The following is an 18,821-nucleotide window of genomic DNA, read 5'->3' as shown; positions in this document are numbered from 1 at the left end:
GCATGGCCGATCAGGCCATCTGTTCCTTCTGGGCGGCGGAATCGGACCGTGCCGGACCCAGCACCGGCTCTTCGCCGAGCGGGGCGTTCTGCATGACGGAGAACTGCGCCTTGCCGTCGAGGCTCGGCCCATCCGTCCAGCGACCCGCCATGGGGGGCGTGCCGTCCGCGGCCGAACCGAAGAACGCGTAGGAGTACTTCGTGTTCTCCTTCGACTGGTCGAAGCTGTTGGGGATCGGCAGATGCGCCTTCTCGCCGAGCTCCTCGATCACGGCGAGCCACTGCTGCTGGTGCATCGTGTCGCGCGCGATCATGAAACCCAGCATGTCCTTCATGCCGGGATCGTTCGTGGCATTGTAGAGGCGCACCGCCAGGACGCGGCCGGTCGATTCCGCGGCGACGTTGCAGTACATGTCGGCCGCCAGATTGCCGCTGGCGTAAACGTGCGACATGTCGAAGGGCACACCGTCGGCATTGGCCGGGAAGGCCGCGAGGCCGGTCGACAGGATGTGGCGCTGCAGCATGTCGCCGATCACGCCCTTGGTGTTGCCGCCGCCCATGATGGACCCGACGATGCCGTCGGCGGCGCCGCTCTCCTGCTCGCTCACCGGGGCCTTGTCGAGGTTCAGCGCCACCGCGGTCGCCAGCATCTCGATGTGGCCCATCTCCTCGGTGGCGGTGTTGAGCAGCATGTCGCGATACTTGGTGGTCGGGCCGCGCGAGCCCCAACCCTGGAAGAAGTACTGCATGCAGACGCGGATCTCGCCCTCGATGCCGCCGATGGCCTGCTGCAGCTGACGTGCGAAGAGCGGGTCCGGCGTCTCGACCCGGACCGGATACTGGAGCTTCTTGTCGAAATAGAACATTGAACCTCTCCGTCGAAGCTTTCGCGACGGCACGCGCAGGGCGATGCCGGCAGAGTCGAACCCGCGGGTGCAGGATGACTCCGCCGAGTTCAACGCCTCGCCGTCATGCTTCAGGGGTCAGAAGACACTGGATCGGAGGAAGGTTCGCAGTCTTGCGTGAAATATCGTCGCCTTGATCTATGTTATACTCGGAAAACACCCCTGCGGATCCCGACCCAGGCCGCCCGGGCGGGACACCGTCCGGCCCGGGTGTCCGAGGCCGCGAGGGGGATCGGGGAACAAAAGCCCGCACCGGCCCTTCTTGCGGGAGCGGGACCCGCCCGCGCCAGGAGCCTCCGATGAGCCAGACGGCCGCCACGCCCAAGATGCCCTATTGGCACGTCTACACCGATGCCGACGGGGTCAGCCGCCAGGAGCGGTTCGAGCTCGGCGCCTTCGCGTTCAAGGGCGTCAACCCCGATGTGGCGCCGCAGTGGAACGACAAGATGGAGCCGTGCCAGGCGGGCGTGACCTTCACGGTCCTGCCCGTCGGCTGGGTGGGCGAGTGGCACGAGAACCCCAAGCCGCAGTGGATCGCCATCCTGACGGGGCGGTGGTTCGTCGAGACCATGGACGGCCACCGCGTCGAGATGGGGCCGGGCGAGCTGATGATGGGCGAGGACCAGAACACCCGCGGCGGCAAGGGGCACCGGTCCGGAACGGTGGGCGACCAGCCCTGCACCATGATCGTCACGGGCCTCGACGTGACCCCGACCGTGAACCAGCCGGGCCGGTTCCGCTAGCCCGTCAGGCCTTCGCGTCGATGAGGCTGGCGATGCGGCGCAGGGCCAGCCCGTAGCCCTGCGTGCCGAGGCCCGCGATGACGCCGTCGGCCCGCAGCGACACGTAGGAATGGTGGCGGAAGCCCTCGCGCTTGTGGACGTTGGAGATGTGGACCTCGATCACGGGGCCGTCGAAGGCGTTGAGGGCGTCGAGGATCGCCACGGAGGTGTGGGTGTAGGCGGCGGGGTTGATGGCGATGCCGCCCGCCACCTCCCGCGCCTCGTGGATCCAATCGATGATCTGCCCTTCCGTGTTGCTCTGGTGGAACCGGATCGTCAGGCCGAGTTCCCCGGCCGTCGCGCGGCACGCCGCCTCGACGTCGGCCAGCGTCTCGTGTCCGTAGATCTGCGGCTGGCGCTTGCCGAGAAGGTTGAGGTTCGGCCCGTTGAGGACGAAGACGAGGCGGCTCATCGCGGGTGTTCCCTGCATGCGAGGATCGGTCCAGGATAGAACGGCGGGCGCAGACCCGGCGCAAGGCCGCGACGGGCCACCTCGGGAGGACGATGCCATGGACATGCCGGTGAACCGCTTCAAGCGCGCGCTGCGCGAGGGCCGTCAGCAGATCGGGCTCTGGTGCACCGTCCCGGGCGGCACGGTGGCCGAAGTCCTGGCGGGCGCCGGCTACGACTGGATCGTCTTCGACACCGAACACACGCCGGGCGACGCCACCACGGTCCTGGCGCAGCTCCAGGCGGCCGCGCCCTACCCGGTCTCGCCCGTCGTGCGCCCCGTGACCAACGACCCGGCGCTGATCAAGCACTTCCTCGACATCGGCGCCCAGACGCTGCTGATCCCCTACGTGCAGGATGCCGCCGAGGCCCGGGCCGCCGTCACCGCCATGCGCTACCCCCCGGCGGGACTGCGCGGCGTTTCGGGCTGGACGCGGGCCAACCGCTACGGCCGCGTCCCGGACTATGCCGCCCGCGCCGCCGACGAGCTCTGCCTGTTGGTGCAGGTCGAGACGGCGGAAGCGCTCGGCGCGATCGAAGCCATCGCGGCCGTGGACGGCGTCGACGGCATCTTCATCGGGCCGGCCGACCTCGCCGCGAGCCTGGGGCATGCGGGCGACCCGATGCATCCCGCGGTGCTGGAGGCCATCGAGGACGCGATCCGGCGCATCGTGGCTGCCGGCAAGCCGGCCGGCATCCTGACGCTCGATCGCGATTTCGCCCGCCGCTGCATCGCGCTCGGGACGCGCTTCACGGCCGTGGGCACGGACGGCGCCATCCTGTCCCGCGGCGCGGACGCGTTGCGCGCCAGCTTCGCGCCGGAGTGACGGCGGCGCCCCATCGAGCCGAGCCACGATCCCCTCGGGCGTGACCGCCGGCCCTGTCCGAGGGCAGTTCCCGCACGCAGGAGTTGTTCACGCCCCAGACCGACAGAGGAGGCGAGCATGTCCTGCCCCGCGAGTGATGCATTTCTGCCGCATTGAGGCGTCCGTCGCATCGAGGTCCGGCTTTTGATCCAGGTTAACCGAGGGCTCTAAGTTTCAACTCATTTCTTCTCCTTAAAAAAATTCTTATGAGCGGCGCCGAGGCGACCTCGGGTCATTGGTTCCGCATCTCCGAATTCGTTCACCTGGAAACACGCCATGACAGTCTTGAAGGGTTTTCTGCTGGGTTCGGCCGTGGCGATCATCACCGCCAATACGGCCAATGCGGCAGATCTTCCGGTTCGCAAGGCGGCCCCGGTGGATTACGTCCGGGTGTGCGACTTCACGGGTGCCGGCTTCTTCTACATCCCGGGCACCGACACCTGCCTGCAGATCAGCGCCACGATGCGCGTCGAAGGCGCCTTCATCAACAACTCGCGCCTGTTCTTCCCGGTCGCCGGCATCCCGAACCGCTCCACCGGCACCTTCGGCCTCGTCCCGGGCCGCGATCGTGACGAGTCGGGCTTCCTGGCCCGCGCCCGCCTCGGCGTCGACACCCGCACCCAGACGGCCTACGGCACGCTGCGCACCTACCTGCAGTACCAGATCGACCGTCTCCAGGGGCTCTACTTCGGCGGCGGTCCGAACGGCGGCGTGAACACCTTCGCCAACGCCGGCGGCAACAATGCCGCCCTGCGCCGCGGCTTCATCCAGTTCGCCGGCTTCACGGCCGGACGCCTGCAGTCGTTCTTCGACTTCTACGCCGACAACTACAACTACGAAGGCATCGCCAACTCCGATCTTTCGAACAACGTCTTCGCCTACACCTATACGGCCGGCGGCGGCCTCTCCGCCACCGTGTCGATCGAGGACCGCAACGCCCGCAACCTGCCGCAGAACCTCGGCAACATCCTGGGCGGCCCCAACAACGTGGCGGGCGCGGCGCGCTATGCGGGCGAGACCGTGCCGGACGTCGTGGGCGTGCTGCGCTACGACCAGGCCTGGGGCTCGGCCCAGCTGTCGGGCGCCTATCACCAGATCCAGTCCACCTCGGGTCCCTTCGCCGGCACGAATGGCCAGGGCCTAGGCAAGGCCGACACCGACGGCTTCGCCGTGCAGGGCGGCGTGAGGGTGAAGCTGCCGATGCTGGCGGCGGGCGACGACCTCTGGCTGCAGGGCGCCTACCAGGAGGGTGCCTACACCTACATGGACTCGGGCTTTTACTTCAACGGCGGCTTCAACTCGATCGCCGTGGGTGGCTTCCAGCACCTCGACCGCGACGCGGTCGCCGTCCACCTCGTCGGCACCCAGGCCGCCGCCTACGTGCTCGACAAGGGCCGCGGCTTCTCGGTGATGGCCGCCTTCAACCACTACTTCTCCCCCAACTTCCACGACGTCGTCTTCGGCTCCTACGAGCAGATCACCTACGGCAACGGCATCAAGAACATCGACTGGACGCTCGGCGGCCTCGGCGACGCCAGCCAGTACCGGGTCGGCAACCAGTTCCTGTGGGATCCCGTGAAGAACCTCGAGGTCGGCCTCGAGGTCGACTACCTCCACATCGACCAGACCCTCGCGCACAACCGCGGCCAGGTCGCCACGGCCCTGCCCGTCAGCGTTTCCAAGAACCCCGACGCCTTCGAGGCCCGTCTTCGCGTCCAGCGCGACTTCTGATCTCCCGTAGCGCTGAAAACTCGAAAGCCCGGCGCGAGCCGGGCTTTTTCGATTTTCGGTCCTCGCGTGCGACGGCCGGCGCGGGAAGCGCGCCGGGCCCGAAACCAAGACGGCGGGCGGTCCGAAGACCGCCCGCCGCCGAAGAACCCGCAGCCGCCCGAAGCGATCGGGTCAGAAGCGGCGATAGCCGTAGCCGTAGAACGGGCGGCGATAGCCGTAGAACGGACGCCGGAAACCGTAGGGGCGCAGGCGCCGGTAGCCGTAGAACGGGCGGCGGACGCCATAGCCGTAGCGCAGGAACGGCCGACGATAGCCGTAGCGGTAGTAGTACACGGGCTCGACCTGCGCGGCCGAAACACCGGCGGTGAGCGGCTGCACCGGCATGGCGTCGGCCTCTGCGGTGGCGAACGTCGCGCCGGCCAGGGCCAGCGTCCCGACGATCATGCCCTTCCAGGTGATGTTCATGGTTGCCTCGTCCTTTCTGGTGATCTGACGCTAGAGTGGACGAGGCCGCATGAACGCCGGGTGAGCATCACCGCGCCACGGCCGGCTGCCGCTTGAAGCGGTTGAAGCAGCCGAGCTTGTAGCAGCCGAACAGCGCCACCGCGGCGGCGCCGATCGCCACCTTGGTGCCGGTCGACAGCGTCCCGCCGGCGGCCGGGGCGTCCGGAGCGGCCTCGGGCGGGGCGGTGGCGACCGCCGGGGCGGACCCGGTCGAGCCGCCGCCGAGCGTCGCCGTCAGCCGCTGGGCATCCTGCGGGCCACCGCCGGCCGGCATGAAGTCCACGTTGATCTGGCGCCCCGGCGCCAGCGAGCCCACGTAGTCGGCGAAGGCCGGCACGCCCGGGAAGACGCGGCCATCGACCGAGATGATCTGGTCGCCCTTGCGGAAGCCCGCCTGGGCGCCGGCCGCGCCGGCCTTGACGGTGTTGACCCGCAGCAGCCGGAAGGTCATCCCGCCGCTGGTGATCTCCGAGCCCGGGCCGACGTTGAGCCCGAGCGTGCCGCCCGCCTTGGGCAGGCGATCGGCATCCGAGGCCGACAGGAAGCGATAGCCCATCTGGTTGTCGGCCCAGGCCGGGGCGATGCCCGGCTGGAGGCCGACGAACGAGGCCAGGACCAGGGCCGTGACGGTGCGTTTGCCGATCATGAATGTTCCGCCGTGTCGCGTTGGCCCGAGGTCAAACGTTCATCGAGCCGCCGGACTCGTCACCGTTCGGCGTCATGCCGTCGACGGCGCGGGGCAGGTGCTGGCTCAACTGGTTGAGGAAGTCGCCGTGTTCCATGCCGGCCTGGTCGGCCATGGACTGGGTCTGGTCCCGTCCGAAGACGTTCTGCAACTGGTCGGGCGAGACGGGCTGGTTGGGACCGCTGCCGACCCAGGAGCGGGCGACGTCCCCGAGTCCGGCCTGGTCGAACTGCGACAGCAGCCCGCCGAGGCCGCCCGCCATGCCACCGCCCATGCCGCCACCCATGCCGCCACCCATTCCGCCGCCGGCCGCCTGGCCGCCCTGCTGGCCGCCGCCGAGCACGCTCGACACGATGGAGCCGAGTGCCGAGCCGCCGCCGCCCTGCTGGTTCTGGTTGCCGCCGAGAAGGCTGCCGATGACCGAGTCGAGAATGCCCATGTGAATCTCCGCAGGTAAGTCGGGCACCGCCGTGCCGCCCACCCGGCCTGTCCCCCTCCCTGACGGAAGAGGCGCTCCTGGGCCGTGCGATGCGGATCGGGATGGCCGATGGTCCGCCAGCCGGACATGAAGGGACCTCGGGCGAGCCGCTGGCGCCGGCGCCGCACGAGGCTTCAGGGCACCATCGGTGCGTCCGCCGAACGGAAACCAGGTCCCGTCCCGCCCGACGCACCGCCTCCGGGCCGGCGGCCCCGCCGGACGATGACGTCCGACCTGGGCCGCATGGCCCGCAGCCGGGCCGAGACTGCTTCCGCCCGCACGCATCCCCGACCTTCGGCCGGCCCGCGCACGGATGGTCCTCTCGCGGGGATCCATGAGCCCTGACAACCGGCACGGGCGGGCTTGGTTCCCGCACGGTGCGGCCTTGGTTCCCGCACGGCGCCGCCGATCGCCACCGGCCGGGCCGGACGGATGCCGCCATGGCCGCCGTCGCCCCACCTCGGCGCAAGCTCCCTCGGCCAGCCTGCGCCTCGGCAGAACCGGCCCCGCGCGGGGCCGACGGGCGGCAGGATCCCATGAGCATCGCGACCATCACCCCGGCGAGGGCCAATTCCACCAAGCCCGCCCTCGGCGCCGCGGCGAACGCGGCCCCGCGGCGCGGGGGACGCGACATCGGCTTCGCCATCGGCATCGTGGCGATCCTGTCGATCTTCTTCCTGCCGATCCCCTCCTTCATCATCGACATGGGACTGGCCTTCTCGATCGCGCTCTCGGTGCTGATCCTGATGGTGGCGCTGTGGATCGAGCGGCCGCTCGAATTCTCGGCCTTCCCCACCGTGCTGCTGGTGGCGACGCTGCTGCGCCTGTCGCTGAACATCGCCACGACGCGCGTCATCCTGTCGAACGGCTCGGAAGGCTCCAACGCGGCCGGCTACATCATCGGGGGCTTCTCGCGCCTCGTGATGGGCGGCGATTTCGTCATCGGCCTCATCGTCTTCGCCATCCTGCTGACGATCAACTTCGTCGTCATCACCAAGGGCGCGACCCGCATCGCCGAGGTCGGCGCGCGCTTCACGCTCGACGCCATCCCGGGCAAGCAGATGGCGATCGACGCCGACCTGTCCGCCGGCCTCATCACCGACAAGGAGGCGCAGGCCCGCCGGCGCGAACTCGAGGAGGAGAGCGCCTTCTTCGGCTCGATGGACGGCGCCTCGAAGTTCGTGCGCGGCGATGCCGTGGCGGGCCTCATCATCCTGGCCGTCAACGTCTTCGGCGGCATCGTCATCGGCGTGACGCGCCACGGCATGCCGCTCGGCCAGGCTGCCGACGTCTTCGCCAAGCTGTCGGTCGGCGACGGCCTCGTGTCGCAGATCCCGGCGCTCATCGTGTCGCTCGGCGCCGCGCTGCTCGTGTCCAAGGGCGGCACGCGCGGCTCGACCGAGAAGGCGGTGCTGAACCAGCTCGTGCATTTCCCGCGCGCCCTCATGGTGGCGGCGCTGATGATGTTCGTCCTGGCCCTGGTGCCGGGCCTGCCCTTCGTGCCCTTCGCGGCCCTGGGAGGCGCGATGGTCACGGTCGGCACCATCCTGCCGCGGCGCGTGGCCGCCGCGACGGCCGCCGCCGCCGCCGAGGCCGCCGAAGCGGCCGAAAGCGCGACCGCGGAGGCGAAGGACTCGGTCAAGGAGTTCCTGCGCACCGCCGAGATCGAGATCGTGCTCGGCAAGCAGCTCGGCGCGCGGCTGCAGCCGGGCCAGGCCGAACTCGCCCACCGCGTCACCAAGATGCGGCGCAAGTTCGCCCGGCAATACGGGTTCGTCGTGCCCGAGATCAAGGTCTCGGACAGCATGGACATCGCCGCCAAGACCTACCAGATCAAGATTCACGGCACCGTGGTGGTCGCCCAGGAGCTGCGCCTGGGCGAATCCCTCATCATCACGGGCGACGGCCGCAAGCCGGACCTGCCCGGCACCGAGACGCGCGAACCCGCCTTCGGCATGAAGGCCCTGTGGGTGTCGGACGCCTATGCGGCGGAAGCCAAGCGCCAGAACTTCCAGACCGTGGACACGCTGTCGATCCTGCTCACCCACCTGTCCGAGGTGATCCGCAACAACCTCAGCCAGCTCCTCTCCTACAAGGACATGCGCGGTTTGCTCGACCGCCTTGAGCCCGAATACAAGAAGCTCATCGACGACATGTGCCCGGGGCAGATCTCGTATTCGGGGCTCCAGGCCGTGCTGAAGCTGCTGCTCGGCGAGCGCGTGTCGATCCGCAACCTGCACCTGATCCTCGAAGCCATCGCCGAGATCGTGCCGCACGTGCGCCGCTCCGAGCAGGTGGCCGAACACGTGCGGGTCCGCATGGCCCAGCAGATCTGCGGCGACCTCACCGACAACGGCGCCCTCAAGGTGCTGCGCCTCGGCAACCGCTGGGACCTCGCCTTCCACCAGAGCATCAAGCGCGACGCGAAGGGCGACGTCACCGAATTCGAGCTCGACCCGCGGCTCGTCGAACAGTTCGGCCAGGAAGCCTCGGTGGCCATCCGCGAGCGCATGGACCAGGGCCACAACTTCGTCTTGATCGCGGCTCCGGAAGTGCGCACCTACGTGCGCATGATCGTGGAACGCATGTTCGCCACCCTGCCGGTGCTGTCGCACCTCGAGATCGCCCGCGGCCTCGAGATCAAGCCGCTCGGCACGGTCTCGTGACGGGACGGGCCCGGCGCCGGACCCCGGGCCCGTGAACGACGCGGCGTCGCTCTCGGTCCTCACCGCCTTCGTGGTCTTCAGCCGCATCGGCGCCTGCCTGCTGGTGATGCCGGGCTTCTCCAGCCCGCGCATCCCCGTCCAGGTGCGCCTCTTCATCGCCGTCGCGGTGTCGCTGGCGCTGACGCCGCTGCAGCTCGACATCGTCCGACCCCTCCTGGTCGACGGCGCGCCCATCCACCTGCTGCGGCTCATGGGCTCGGAGATGTTCATCGGCGCCGCCATCGGCCTGCTGGGGCGGGTGTTCTTCACGGCGCTGGAGTTCATCGGCGTCGCCATCGCCATGTCGGTGGGGCTGAGCAGCAACCTCGGAGCGCCGATCGAGGCCGACGAATCCCTGCCGGCCCTCACCACGCTGATGACCCTCGCCGCCACGGCCCTGATGTTCCTGACGGACCTGCACCTCGAAGTGTTCCGGGCCCTGCAGGCCTCCTACGCGAACCTGCCGGTGACGGACGGCTTCGCGCCGCAATTCGCCCTGAACCAGCTCGTCACCAAATCCGGCGAGGCCTTCATGCTGGCGCTGCGCATCGGCAGCCCCTTCCTGATCTTCTCGCTGGTCGTCAACGTCGCCATGGGCCTGCTGGGCAAGGTCGTGCCCGGCATCCAGACCTTCTTCCTCGCCACGCCCTTCCTGCTGATCGGCGGGCTGATCCTCCTGTCGCTGGTGTTCAAATCCATGCTGCTCCTCTTCATCGAGGCCTTCGGCCGTTTCCTGGTGTCGGGATGACGGAGCGGCTGAAGGCCCTGAAGCGCATCCTCAAGGTGCAGGACCAGCTGAAGAAGACCGCCGATTGGCGCCTCGCCGAGGCCGAGCGCGCCGCCGGCGACGTCGAGGCCGCCAAGCTGGACCTCGCCGACTTCCTGGTGCGGGCCGACCTTGTCGGCCCTCTGGCGGGCCTCGCGGTCGCGCAGGCGCGGCGGCTCGACGCCCAAGGCCAGGCCGCGGCCCGGACGGTGGCGAGCGAAGCCGAAGCCATGCGCGCCGTGACGGCGCGCCAGAAGCTCGTGGCGAAGAGCCTGGAAGCGCTGTCGCGGGAGGAAGCCGCCGCGAAGGAGCGCAAGGACCTCGAGCGAATGATCGAGGGTCTGGCCGGCCGGGCGGCCGGGCCGGGCGGGGATTGAGCCGGTCAACGATGGGTGCGGGGCCCTCAGATGGATATGCCCCATCGATGCAGATGTTCTGTCCCGTCACGAAGCCGGCCAAGGGCGAGCACAGATAGGCGCATAGCGCCCCGACTTCTTCGGGCGTGCCAAAGCGATCAGCAGGAATGGCCGCGAGCAGATCAGCGCCGACCGCGTCGGCTGGCCGGCCCCAGCTGCGGCCCGGGCCGCGACGTAGCGGGCCGTGCGCTCGGTCAGAATGGGACCGGGCAGGATGCCGTTGATCGTGACCCCATGCCGGGCCGCCTCGCGCGCAGGCCCCCGAAGCCCCGCGACGAGGCCGGCCCGCGACGCCGCAGAGGCATCGAGACCGAGAACGGGCCGCACGGCGGCGACGGACAAAATATTGACGATCCGGCCGAAACCGCGCTGGCGCATGCCGGGAAGTGCAGCGGCGATCAACGCCACCATGGCGACGGTGTTGACGTTGAAGCTCGCCCGGAATGCGTCGGGATCCAAAGCGCCGGATACGGATGGCGGAGGCCCTTCGGCATTGGTGACGAGGATGTCAAACGGTTCGGCCCCTGCCGCCAGACGATCCGCCGCGTCATCCTGCGTGACGTCGAGGACCGCATGATACACGGATCCGCCAGTATCGCGACGCAAGCGGCGAGCAGCTAGTTGCAGGCGCTCTGGATCACGCCCGTTGATCGTCACGGAGCATCCGGCCGCCGCAAGGGCCGCCGCACACGCATATCCGATACCTCCGGACGACGCGGCCACAAAGGCCCGACGGCCGGCCAAGGTCGGGGCGTCAGTCATGAGATGGCGTGGGTCGCGGCCGCGTAAACGCGCGCGACAGTCGCAATGATATCTGTCGCATCGTCGTCGCTGCCGATGTTGAAGCGAACGTCTCCGATCTGGCATATGTTCAATATCTCGTACGCGGTGCCGGTGGCGAAAGCGCCCGAAAAGCCTTCGATCTCGTGGCGCGCGATGGGTCGGACCTCCACGACGAGGCCAACCCGCTCAGCCAACGCGATCACGGTCTGGCGCGTCAATCCGTTCAAGGCGTGTTCGGTGGGAGGCGTGACAAGCCGGCCCCGGTCGACAAAGAAGAGATTCGCACCCGTCAGTTCGGCCACGTGATCGCCGTCCGGTGTCAGCACGAGCGCGTCGTCAAACCCGTCGGCTTTGGCCAGTCGCGCATTGATGGAGCCGATGCCGTAGAGCCCCGATAACTTGGCCTGCATGGGCCACATGTCGGGCTCGGGACGCCGCCATCGGCCAATCCCCACCCGGATGCCTCGCCCCTGCTTCCCGGCATGCGGCCCTTCCCACTGCCAGCAAGCCATGGCGAGGTGAGATGATGCCATTTGGCCGACGATACCGAGTTCTTCCGCCCCGCGCCAAGCGATGGGGCGGAGATAGGCATCTCGCAGCCCGGTTTTGGCAACGTAGGCCGCCGCCTCGGCAGCCAAGGTCGTAGCAGAGCCAGGAAGTTCGATCCCGACGGTCCGGCACGACGCGAACAGGCGCTCGATGTGTTCGCGCAACTTGAAGGCCACTCCGTCGTAGACTCGGACACCTTCGAAAGCCACGGTGCCGTAATGCAGACCGTGGCTCAAGACATGCAGACGGGCATCGGCCCACGGCACGTATCGTCCGTCCATCCAAATGGTGCCCTGTCTCGCGTCCATGGGGATCATTGGGACGTCACTCGTCGGCGAAATGGAAGTTCGGTGGTCGCAAATGCCACGCCGGCAAGAGCCAGCACGCCACCCACGATCTGTTGCGTCGTTGCGGCATGGCCGAGCACCGCCGCTGCCAGTACGACGGCAAGCGGAGGCATGAGAAAGGTAAAGACACCGGTCTTGGCAGACCCGATCGCGCGAACCGCTTCGTTCCACCACAAATATGGAAGGAGGGTCGCAAAAATCACGAGATACAGGATCGATAGCCAGAAACGGGGTGTCGCGGCGGTGATGTCGATCGCTTCTCGAAAGATGAACGGCATGGGTAACAGAAATAGTGTTCCGAAGAGGAACGACACCGTCGTAGTTTCGATCGATGTGAGTTCGACAGGGGCCAGTTTTGAACAGACGGCGTAGCACGAGAAAGCGAAGGCCGAAGCGATGATGGTGACGTTGGCGGACAGGAGCGACATCGAGCCCGCCCCCTGGCTGATGACCAGAGACGCTCCGGCGAGTCCAAGGATCAGGCCGGCTAGAGTGCCGGCCGAGATCGGATCCCGGAACACGATCCGGCTCAGCGCCGCAGTGAAGATAGGTTGGGTGGTGGGGATCAGCAGAGCCGCATAGGCGGCCGTGGTCCGTTCGAGCCCGGCATGTAGAAGGAGCGTATACATGAAAACGCCAGAAAAACCCATTCCAGCCAGAACGAACCAGCCTCGTCGGGTCACCCTCCGCAGCCGTGGGAGCGTGGCCGCGCTCCCACGGCAATTCATGAGGCCGAGCAACCCACAATAACATGATGTCGTCACGACAAACCGCACGACTGCCGTGAAGGCTGGCGGCTCCGTCTGCAGAGCGATTTCACTAGCCACAAAAGTCCCGGCCCAGAACAATTGGACCAATATTAACTTGACGGTCACCAAAGATTGATTCGACACTGGCTCTGACATGAATGGACGATCCTGTCACGAGAATGGAAGCGGTCCTCTCAGAAGACGTTCAGGCCAGGAGGCCACCGTCGACCTTGAGGCAACTTCCTGTTGTAAACGACGCGCTTGGCGACGCTAGAAAAAAGATCGCGTCGGCGACCTCTTCGGCTCTGGCTAGCCGCCCTAATGGATGGAGGCCCTCGCGCCGTGCCCGACCCTGGTCACCGTTGCGTTCGACTGCGATGGCGCGATGAGTCATCGGCGTGTCGACAATGGCTGGCGCCACGGCGTTGATCCGGATGCCATGAGGTGCGAGGTCAACCGCGAATGCCTTGGTCAGGGCTAGCACGGCTGCCTTGGTGGTGCTGTAGACACCGTCGCCAGGCCAAGTCCGGTAGGAAGCTACCGACGCCAGGTTGATAATAGTTCCGGAGTGTCGCGGAATCATTCCGAGGATCGCACGGCGACTACACAGAAAGACGGACCTGACATTGACGCCGAACAAACGGTCGTAATCGTCAAGTGGGAAGTCACTCATCTGGCCTGTGATTTCGATACCTGCATCGTTGACGAGGTCGGTGACGGGTCGTCTTGTGATCCAGTCAGTCAGCCCAGCGCCAAAACCGGTAATCCGGAGGCGAGTCGACGAATGTCTTGTCGTGCCAGCGGACTCGGTCCAGCGCCTGGCGCCTCGCCGAAGCCGAACCGGCCGCGGCCGAGGTAGAGGCTGCCCAAGGCCAGGCCGCGGCCCGGACCGTGGCGAGCGAAGCCGAGGCCATGCGCGCCGTGACGGCGCGCCAGAAGCTCGTGGCGAAGAGCCTGGAAGCGCTGTCGCGGGAAGCAGCGGCCGCGAAGGAGCGCAAGGACCTCGAGCGGATGATCGAGGGTCTGGCCGGCCGGGCGGCCGGGCCGGGCGGGGATTGAGCCGGGTTCCGCTCGCGTCGGGCCCGGCCGACCGCGCCTCCCGGCGCAGGGGAGGCTGCCCCCACGCCGGGAACCCGCCTCACTCCACCCAGGTCTTCAGCGCCGCCGCGTAGCTCCCGTCGAGCTGTTTCAGGTGGAGGTACTGGTCGACGAAGAGCTTGAAGGCCGTGTCGCGCGGCATCAGCCAGGCCTTCTCGGCCCGGTCGAAGGGCTGGTCGGGGTGGATGGCGCAGAGGCCGGGGTTGAGCTTCTGCTGCAGCCGCGTCTCGACGCCGTCGGTGATCATGACGTCGGCGCGGCCCTCCGCCACCTCGCGGAAGATCGTGCGGTTGTCCGGGAAGACGCGGATCTCCGCCGCATGGAGGCGGGCCCGGTCGAAGCGCTCGTTGGTGCCCCCCGGGTTGACGACGACGCGCACGCCCGGCCGGTCGATCGCGTCGAGCGAGGCGAACCGGTCCTTGTCGGCGCAGCGCGCGATCGCGGCCTTGCCGTCGACGTCCGACGGGATGGAGAAATAGCCGACCTTCTGCCGGTCCAGCGTGATCGACACGCCCCCGACCAGGATGTCGAACCGTCCGGCCTGCAGGTCCGCCAGCAGCGTCGACCAGCTCGTCTTGACGAAGACCGGCTCGACCCCGAGCGCCTTGGCGAGCCCCGTCGCGAGGTCGACGTCGAGGCCCGAGAAGGCGCCCGTCGCGGGGTCCTGGTCGCTGAAGGGCTTGTAGTCGCCCGTGAGGCCGATGCGCAGCCGGTGACGCGCCATGACGGTGTCGAGCAGGCTCGACCCCGGGAGGTCGGCGGCGGGACCGGACGCCGGAGCGGGGGCCGCCGGCGCCGGAACCGGGAGCGGGGCCTGCGCGAAGCCCGCCGGAGCCGCGAGGCAGCCCGCCAGCCCCACCGCCAAGCCCACCGCCAAGCGCGATGCCCGCCGCTTCGATCGTGCCGTCGTCATCGCGCTCCGCCTCCGTCCCGACCGGCCACCCGGCCGAACGCCACCCTAGCCCAGTGCGGCGGCCCGAAACACCGGCCTCGGCGGCCCCGGCCCGGCGCTTTGCGGCATTGCGGCGCAGGCGGCGGGAACCCCAGCGGCACCAGCGCATTGAGGCATCACCGCGACAGGAGTTCGTCCAATGCTCAAATGGGCCCTGATTTTCTTCATCATTTCGATCGTGGCCGGCGTGTTCGGCTTTGGCGGCATCTCGGCTGGCGCAGCCGACATCGCCAAGATCCTGTTCTACATCTTCGTCGTCATCTTCGTGATCTTCCTCATCCTGGGCGTGATGGCCGGCAAGGCCGTGACCTGAAGCAGGATCGGCCGTCTCGGATTCGCCTCGGCGCTTCCGAGACGCCGGGCCTTCGGGCCGGGGTGATGTCGAGCCGGCGATAGGCGGAGATTGAGTCCTGCGCCCGGCGACGGCGCGTTCCGACCGACATCGTAAAGGGCGGGGCGCCATGCGCCCCGCCCTTTCCACGTCGCGGCTGCTGTGGTCGGCCAGTCCGACCGGATCAGGGCTTCATGCGGCGGGGCGACAGGTCGACGACCTTGCGGTCGCGGGTGGAGGGGATGTCGTCGCGCTCGGGGTCTTCGGGGTCGTCCTCCTCCTCGTCGTCCTTCTCCCACAGGGACAGGCTTTGGACGAGGTTGGCGCCGGCATCGATCACCACCGAGACGTCGAGGTCGACGACTTCGGCATCCTGCGGGAAGCGGCGAAGGTGGTCGATCAGCTTGGCGACCGTCATGGTGGCTTCGTCGCTCATGAAAGGACCTCCTGGGGACGGCGCATCCTAGCACGTCCGCATGCGATGGTTCGCCTCCCCGCGCGAGATGGCTCGCCTCGGGCGGCATTCCGTGAAAAGAAGCGCGCGACACCGCGGGAACCGAGCATGACCCAGAACCGACCCGTCGCCGCCGGCGACCACGTCTTCCTCGTGGACGCCTCGGCCTTCATCTTCCGCGCCTACTACCAGTCGATCAACCAGAACGACAAGTACAACAAGCGGTCGGACGGGCTGCCGACCGGCGGCGTGCGCCTGTTCGCCACGAAGCTCCTGCAGTTCGTGCGCGAAGGCGCCATGGGCATCGTGCCGACCCACCTCGCCGTGATCTTCGACAAGAGCGAGAACTCCTTCCGCAAGGAGCTCTTCCCCGCCTACAAGGCCAACCGCAGCGACCCGCCGGCCGACCTCGTGCCGCAGTTCCACCTGATGCGCGAGGCCGTGCGGGCCTTCGGCCTCGTGCCGGTCGAGCAGGACACCTACGAGGCCGACGACCTCATCGCCACCTACGCCCGCCAGGCCCGGAGGGCCGGTGCCGACGTCACCATCGTGTCGCCCGACAAGGACCTGATGCAGGTGGTGGGGGACGGCATCTCCATGTACGACGCCGCCTCGGGCGCGCCCGGCGCCGCCGGCGCCCGCGAGGAGCGGCGCATCGGGCCCGACGAGGTCGTGGCGTATTTCGGCGTCGGGCCCGAGCGCGTCGTCGACGTGCAGGCGCTGGCGGGGGATTCCACCGACAACGTGCCGGGCGCGCCCGGCATCGGCATCAAGACGGCGGCCCAGCTCATCGCCACCTTCGGCGACCTCGACACGCTGCTGGCCCGGGCCCACGAGATCAAGCAGCCGAAGCGCCGCGAAGCCCTGACCCTGCCGGAGAACGTCGAGCGCATCCGGATCTCGCGCGAGATGGTCAAGCTCTGCGACACCGTGGAGGTGGCGGTGCCGCTCGACGCGCTGCGAACGCCCCGCACCGAGGGCGAGAAGCTCGTCGCCTTCTGCAAGGCGCTGGAGTTCACCACGCTGATGCGCCGCATCGGCGAGTTCTACGGCGTCGAGCCCGGCGAGGTCGAGCCCGACGAGCGGCTCGTGGGCCCCGGCGGCTGGCGCACCCGCAACGGCGCGCCCGCGGCGCCGATCGAGGAGGGCGCCGGCATCGTGGCGACCGGCGAGGCCCCGGCCGAGAACCGCGACGCCGCCGCCATCGCGGCCGCCCTGCCGAAGCTCGACGGCCCGGCGGCGCTGGCCGCCGTCCGCGCCGCCGAGATGCGGGCCCTGCCGGTGGAGCACGCGCGCTACCGCACCGTGACGACGCTGGAGGCGCTCGACGCCGTCATCGCGGCGGCGCGCGAGGCCGGCGTCGTGGCGGTCGACACCGAGACGACCTCGCTCGACGCCCGCACGGCGGAACTCGTCGGCGTGGCCATCGCGGTGGCGCCCGGCGACGCCGTCTACATCCCGGTCGGCCATCTCGCGCCCCCGCCCCCGGCCGAGCCGAAGGAGCCCAAGAAGGGCAAGAAGGACAAGGCCGCGCCGCCCGAGGGCGGGCTCTTCGGCGCGCCCGAGGCCGTGCCGCTGCCCGAAGCGCCCCCGCCCGGGCAGCTCGCCGTGCGCGACGTGCTCGACCGGCTGCGGCCGCTGCTCGAAGCGCCGGACGTGCTGAAGGTGGCGCAGAACATGAAGTACGACTGGCTGGTCTTCGCCGCCCACGGCATCACGGTCGCGCCCTTCGACGACACCATGCTGATGTCCTACGTGCTCGACGCCGCCGCCACGACCGACACGCACGGCATGGACCAGCTCGCCAAGCGCCACCTCGGCCACGACACGATCGCCTTCAAGGACGTGGCGGGCTCGGGCAAGAGCTTCCTCGGCTTCGCCCGCGTGCCGCTCGACAGGGCCACGGCCTATGCGGCCGAGGATGCGGACGTGACGCTGCGGCTGTGGCGCGTGCTGAAGCCGCGGCTGCCGGCCGAACGCATGACGGCCGTCTACGAGACGCTGGAGCGGCCGTTGGTGCCGGTGCTGGCCCGCATGGAGCGGCGCGGCATCGCGATCGACTCGCAGATCCTGTCCCGCCTGTCGGGCGACTTCGCCCAGACCATGGCGCGGCTCGAGTCCGAGATCCACGAGGCCGCCGGCGAGCCCTTCAACCTCGGCTCGCCCAAGCAGCTCGGCGACATCCTCTTCGGCAGGATGGGCCTGCCCGGCGCCAAGAAGACCGCGACGGGCGCCTGGTCGACCTCGGCCCAGGTGCTCGACGAGCTGGCCGAGACCGGCAACGGCTTCGCCAGGCTGATGCTGGAATGGCGCCAGGTGTCGAAGCTCAAGGCCACCTACACGGACGCGCTGCCGACCTTCGCGGACGCGCACGGCCGCGTCCACACCTCCTTCGCGCTGGCCGCCACCACCACGGGCCGGCTGTCCTCCTCCGACCCCAACATCCAGAACATCCCGGTGCGGACCGAGGCCGGCCGCAAGATCCGCACCGCCTTCGTGTCGGAGCCGGGCCACAAGCTGGTTTCGGCCGACTATTCACAGATCGAGCTGCGCCTCCTGGCCCATATCGCCGATATCCCGCAGCTCAAGCAGGCCTTCGCGGAAGGGCGCGACATCCATGCCACCACGGCTTCCGAGATGTTCGGCGTGCCGCTGTCGGAGATGACCGGCGAGGTGCGGCGCCGCGCCAAGGCCATCAACTTCGGCATCATCTACGGCATCTCGGCCTTCGGCCTGGCCAACCAGCTCGGCATCGCGCGCCAGGAAGCGGGCGACTACATCAAGACCTATTTCGAGCGCTTCCCCGGCATCCGCGACTACATGGAGGCGACGAAGAAGCTGGCGCGCGCCCAGGGCTACGTGTCGACGCTGTTCGGGCGCAAGTGCCACTACCCGCGCATCAACGCCTCGAACCCGTCCGAGCGGGCCTTCAACGAGCGCGCCGCCATCAACATGCCGATCCAGGGCACGGCGGCCGACATCATCCGGCGCGCCATGACCCGCATGGACGCGGCGCTGGAAGCGGAAAAGATCGGCGCCCGCATGCTGCTGCAGGTGCACGACGAACTCGTGTTCGAGGTGGCCGACGACGAGATCGAGCGGGCCGTCCCGGTCATCAAGCGGGTGATGGTCGAGGCGCCCCATCCGGTGGTGGCGCTGTCCGTGCCGCTCGCCGTCGAGGCCGGGTCGGCCCACAACTGGGACGAGGCGCACTGACGAAGCGGAGACGGGGGCCGGCGACCGGCTGCCGTCCGCGCTGCAGCGCGACCGA

Annotated in this window: 19 protein-coding genes and 2 pseudogenes; 9 read left to right on the top strand and 12 right to left on the bottom strand. The window is 68.7% G+C overall.

The genetic code is table 11. The annotated features are described in order from the left end of the window. Nucleotides 1-10: 10 nt before the first annotated feature. A complete protein-coding gene (locus D3272_RS17985; RefSeq protein WP_129220586.1) occupies nucleotides 11-865 on the bottom strand; it encodes a manganese catalase family protein in 855 nt (284 codons plus the stop codon). A 338-nt stretch (nucleotides 866-1,203) separates the two neighbouring features. Here D3272_RS17985 and D3272_RS27995 point away from each other — a divergent pair, with 338 nt between their 5' ends. Further along, nucleotides 1,204-1,647 carry a cupin domain-containing protein gene (locus D3272_RS27995; protein ID WP_245496652.1) on the top strand — a complete coding sequence of 148 codons (444 nt, stop codon included), beginning with the start codon at nucleotides 1,204-1,206 and terminating at the stop codon, nucleotides 1,645-1,647. A 4-nt stretch (nucleotides 1,648-1,651) separates the two neighbouring features. Here the strand turns inward: D3272_RS27995 and aroQ are convergent, their stop codons facing one another. Next, on the bottom strand, nucleotides 1,652-2,098 hold the full coding sequence (gene aroQ / locus D3272_RS17975; RefSeq protein WP_129220620.1) for a type II 3-dehydroquinate dehydratase: 447 nt from the start codon (nucleotides 2,096-2,098) through the stop codon (nucleotides 1,652-1,654). A gap of 97 nt (nucleotides 2,099-2,195) precedes the next feature. Between aroQ and D3272_RS17970 the strand changes: the two genes are divergently transcribed. Then, a complete protein-coding gene (locus tag D3272_RS17970; RefSeq protein WP_129220584.1) occupies nucleotides 2,196-2,963 on the top strand; it encodes an aldolase/citrate lyase family protein in 768 nt (255 codons plus the stop codon). A 315-nt stretch (nucleotides 2,964-3,278) separates the two neighbouring features. After that, nucleotides 3,279-4,733 (top strand): porin, encoded by a 1,455-nt coding sequence (locus tag D3272_RS17965; protein WP_129220583.1) that lies wholly within the window; start codon nucleotides 3,279-3,281, stop codon nucleotides 4,731-4,733. 171 nt (nucleotides 4,734-4,904) lie between these two features. On the opposite strand, the gene D3272_RS17960 is transcribed toward D3272_RS17965, so the two are convergent. From D3272_RS17960 to D3272_RS17950, 3 genes are all read right to left on the bottom strand, one after another. After that, a complete protein-coding gene (locus D3272_RS17960; RefSeq protein ID WP_129220582.1) occupies nucleotides 4,905-5,198 on the bottom strand; it encodes a hypothetical protein in 294 nt (97 codons plus the stop codon). Between the two features lie 67 nt (nucleotides 5,199-5,265). Then, nucleotides 5,266-5,883 carry a PDZ domain-containing protein gene (locus D3272_RS17955; protein WP_129220581.1) on the bottom strand — a complete coding sequence of 206 codons (618 nt, stop codon included), beginning with the start codon at nucleotides 5,881-5,883 and terminating at the stop codon, nucleotides 5,266-5,268. Between the two features lie 31 nt (nucleotides 5,884-5,914). Next, entirely contained in the window at nucleotides 5,915-6,361 is a 447-nt protein-coding gene (locus D3272_RS17950; RefSeq protein ID WP_129220580.1) for a YidB family protein, read from the bottom strand. A 575-nt stretch (nucleotides 6,362-6,936) separates the two neighbouring features. On the opposite strand from D3272_RS17950, the gene flhA reads away from it, so the two are divergent. From flhA to D3272_RS27990, 3 genes are read left to right on the top strand one after another with little or no spacing between them, the layout of a single operon-like run. Then, on the top strand, nucleotides 6,937-9,066 hold the full coding sequence (gene flhA / locus D3272_RS17945; protein ID WP_129220579.1) for a flagellar biosynthesis protein FlhA: 2,130 nt from the start codon (nucleotides 6,937-6,939) through the stop codon (nucleotides 9,064-9,066). A 31-nt stretch (nucleotides 9,067-9,097) separates the two neighbouring features. Continuing rightward, nucleotides 9,098-9,853, top strand: coding sequence for a flagellar biosynthetic protein FliR (locus D3272_RS17940; protein WP_129220578.1), 756 nt, complete (start codon nucleotides 9,098-9,100; stop codon nucleotides 9,851-9,853). After that, on the top strand, nucleotides 9,850-10,248 hold the full coding sequence (locus tag D3272_RS27990; RefSeq protein ID WP_245496651.1) for a hypothetical protein: 399 nt from the start codon (nucleotides 9,850-9,852) through the stop codon (nucleotides 10,246-10,248). The genes D3272_RS17940 and D3272_RS27990 overlap by 4 nt, the downstream gene beginning before the upstream one ends. Before the next feature lie 100 nt (nucleotides 10,249-10,348). Here D3272_RS27990 and D3272_RS28440 read toward each other — a convergent pair. The 5 genes and pseudogenes from D3272_RS28440 to D3272_RS17920 form a co-directional block, all read right to left on the bottom strand. Next, nucleotides 10,349-10,396: pseudogene (locus tag D3272_RS28440) on the bottom strand (hypothetical protein); the annotation flags it as partial. A 74-nt stretch (nucleotides 10,397-10,470) separates the two neighbouring features. After that, a pseudogene (locus D3272_RS27705) lies at nucleotides 10,471-11,049 on the bottom strand (SDR family NAD(P)-dependent oxidoreductase); the annotation flags it as partial. Beyond that, nucleotides 11,046-11,927, bottom strand: coding sequence for an aminotransferase class IV (locus tag D3272_RS17930; protein ID WP_207210246.1), 882 nt, complete (start codon nucleotides 11,925-11,927; stop codon nucleotides 11,046-11,048). The pseudogene D3272_RS27705 and the gene D3272_RS17930, both read right to left, overlap by 4 nt. 5 nt (nucleotides 11,928-11,932) lie before the next feature. After that, complete coding sequence (locus D3272_RS17925; RefSeq protein WP_245496659.1) at nucleotides 11,933-12,841, bottom strand: DMT family transporter; 909 nt, start codon at nucleotides 12,839-12,841, stop codon at nucleotides 11,933-11,935. Nucleotides 12,842-12,920: 79 nt separating this feature from the next. After that, the gene (locus D3272_RS17920; RefSeq protein WP_281010969.1) at nucleotides 12,921-13,448 is read right to left on the bottom strand and encodes an SDR family NAD(P)-dependent oxidoreductase; all 528 of its coding nucleotides are present in this window, start codon (nucleotides 13,446-13,448) and stop codon (nucleotides 12,921-12,923) included. A gap of 158 nt (nucleotides 13,449-13,606) precedes the next feature. Between D3272_RS17920 and D3272_RS27395 the strand changes: the two genes are divergently transcribed. Beyond that, on the top strand, nucleotides 13,607-13,774 hold the full coding sequence (locus D3272_RS27395) for a hypothetical protein (RefSeq protein WP_165361404.1): 168 nt from the start codon (nucleotides 13,607-13,609) through the stop codon (nucleotides 13,772-13,774). A 79-nt stretch (nucleotides 13,775-13,853) separates the two neighbouring features. Here the strand turns inward: D3272_RS27395 and D3272_RS17915 are convergent, their stop codons facing one another. After that, complete coding sequence (locus D3272_RS17915) at nucleotides 13,854-14,726, bottom strand: transporter substrate-binding domain-containing protein (RefSeq protein WP_129220575.1); 873 nt, start codon at nucleotides 14,724-14,726, stop codon at nucleotides 13,854-13,856. A 178-nt stretch (nucleotides 14,727-14,904) separates the two neighbouring features. Between D3272_RS17915 and D3272_RS17910 the strand changes: the two genes are divergently transcribed. Then, nucleotides 14,905-15,078 carry a DUF1328 domain-containing protein gene (locus D3272_RS17910; RefSeq protein ID WP_129220574.1) on the top strand — a complete coding sequence of 58 codons (174 nt, stop codon included), beginning with the start codon at nucleotides 14,905-14,907 and terminating at the stop codon, nucleotides 15,076-15,078. A gap of 202 nt (nucleotides 15,079-15,280) precedes the next feature. Here the strand turns inward: D3272_RS17910 and D3272_RS17905 are convergent, their stop codons facing one another. Beyond that, complete coding sequence (locus D3272_RS17905) at nucleotides 15,281-15,532, bottom strand: hypothetical protein (RefSeq protein WP_129220573.1); 252 nt, start codon at nucleotides 15,530-15,532, stop codon at nucleotides 15,281-15,283. A 126-nt stretch (nucleotides 15,533-15,658) separates the two neighbouring features. Here D3272_RS17905 and polA point away from each other — a divergent pair, with 126 nt between their 5' ends. After that, nucleotides 15,659-18,766 carry a DNA polymerase I gene (gene polA / locus D3272_RS17900; protein WP_129220572.1) on the top strand — a complete coding sequence of 1,036 codons (3,108 nt, stop codon included), beginning with the start codon at nucleotides 15,659-15,661 and terminating at the stop codon, nucleotides 18,764-18,766. The last annotated feature ends 55 nt before the right edge of the window (nucleotides 18,767-18,821 follow it).

It is taken from the genome of Lichenibacterium ramalinae, from assembly GCF_004137085.1.
Lineage (GTDB): Bacteria > Pseudomonadota > Alphaproteobacteria > Rhizobiales > Beijerinckiaceae > Lichenihabitans > Lichenihabitans ramalinae.
The sequence above is the reverse complement of the archived record's forward strand: the minus strand, read 5'-3'. Positions and strand labels throughout refer to the sequence as shown.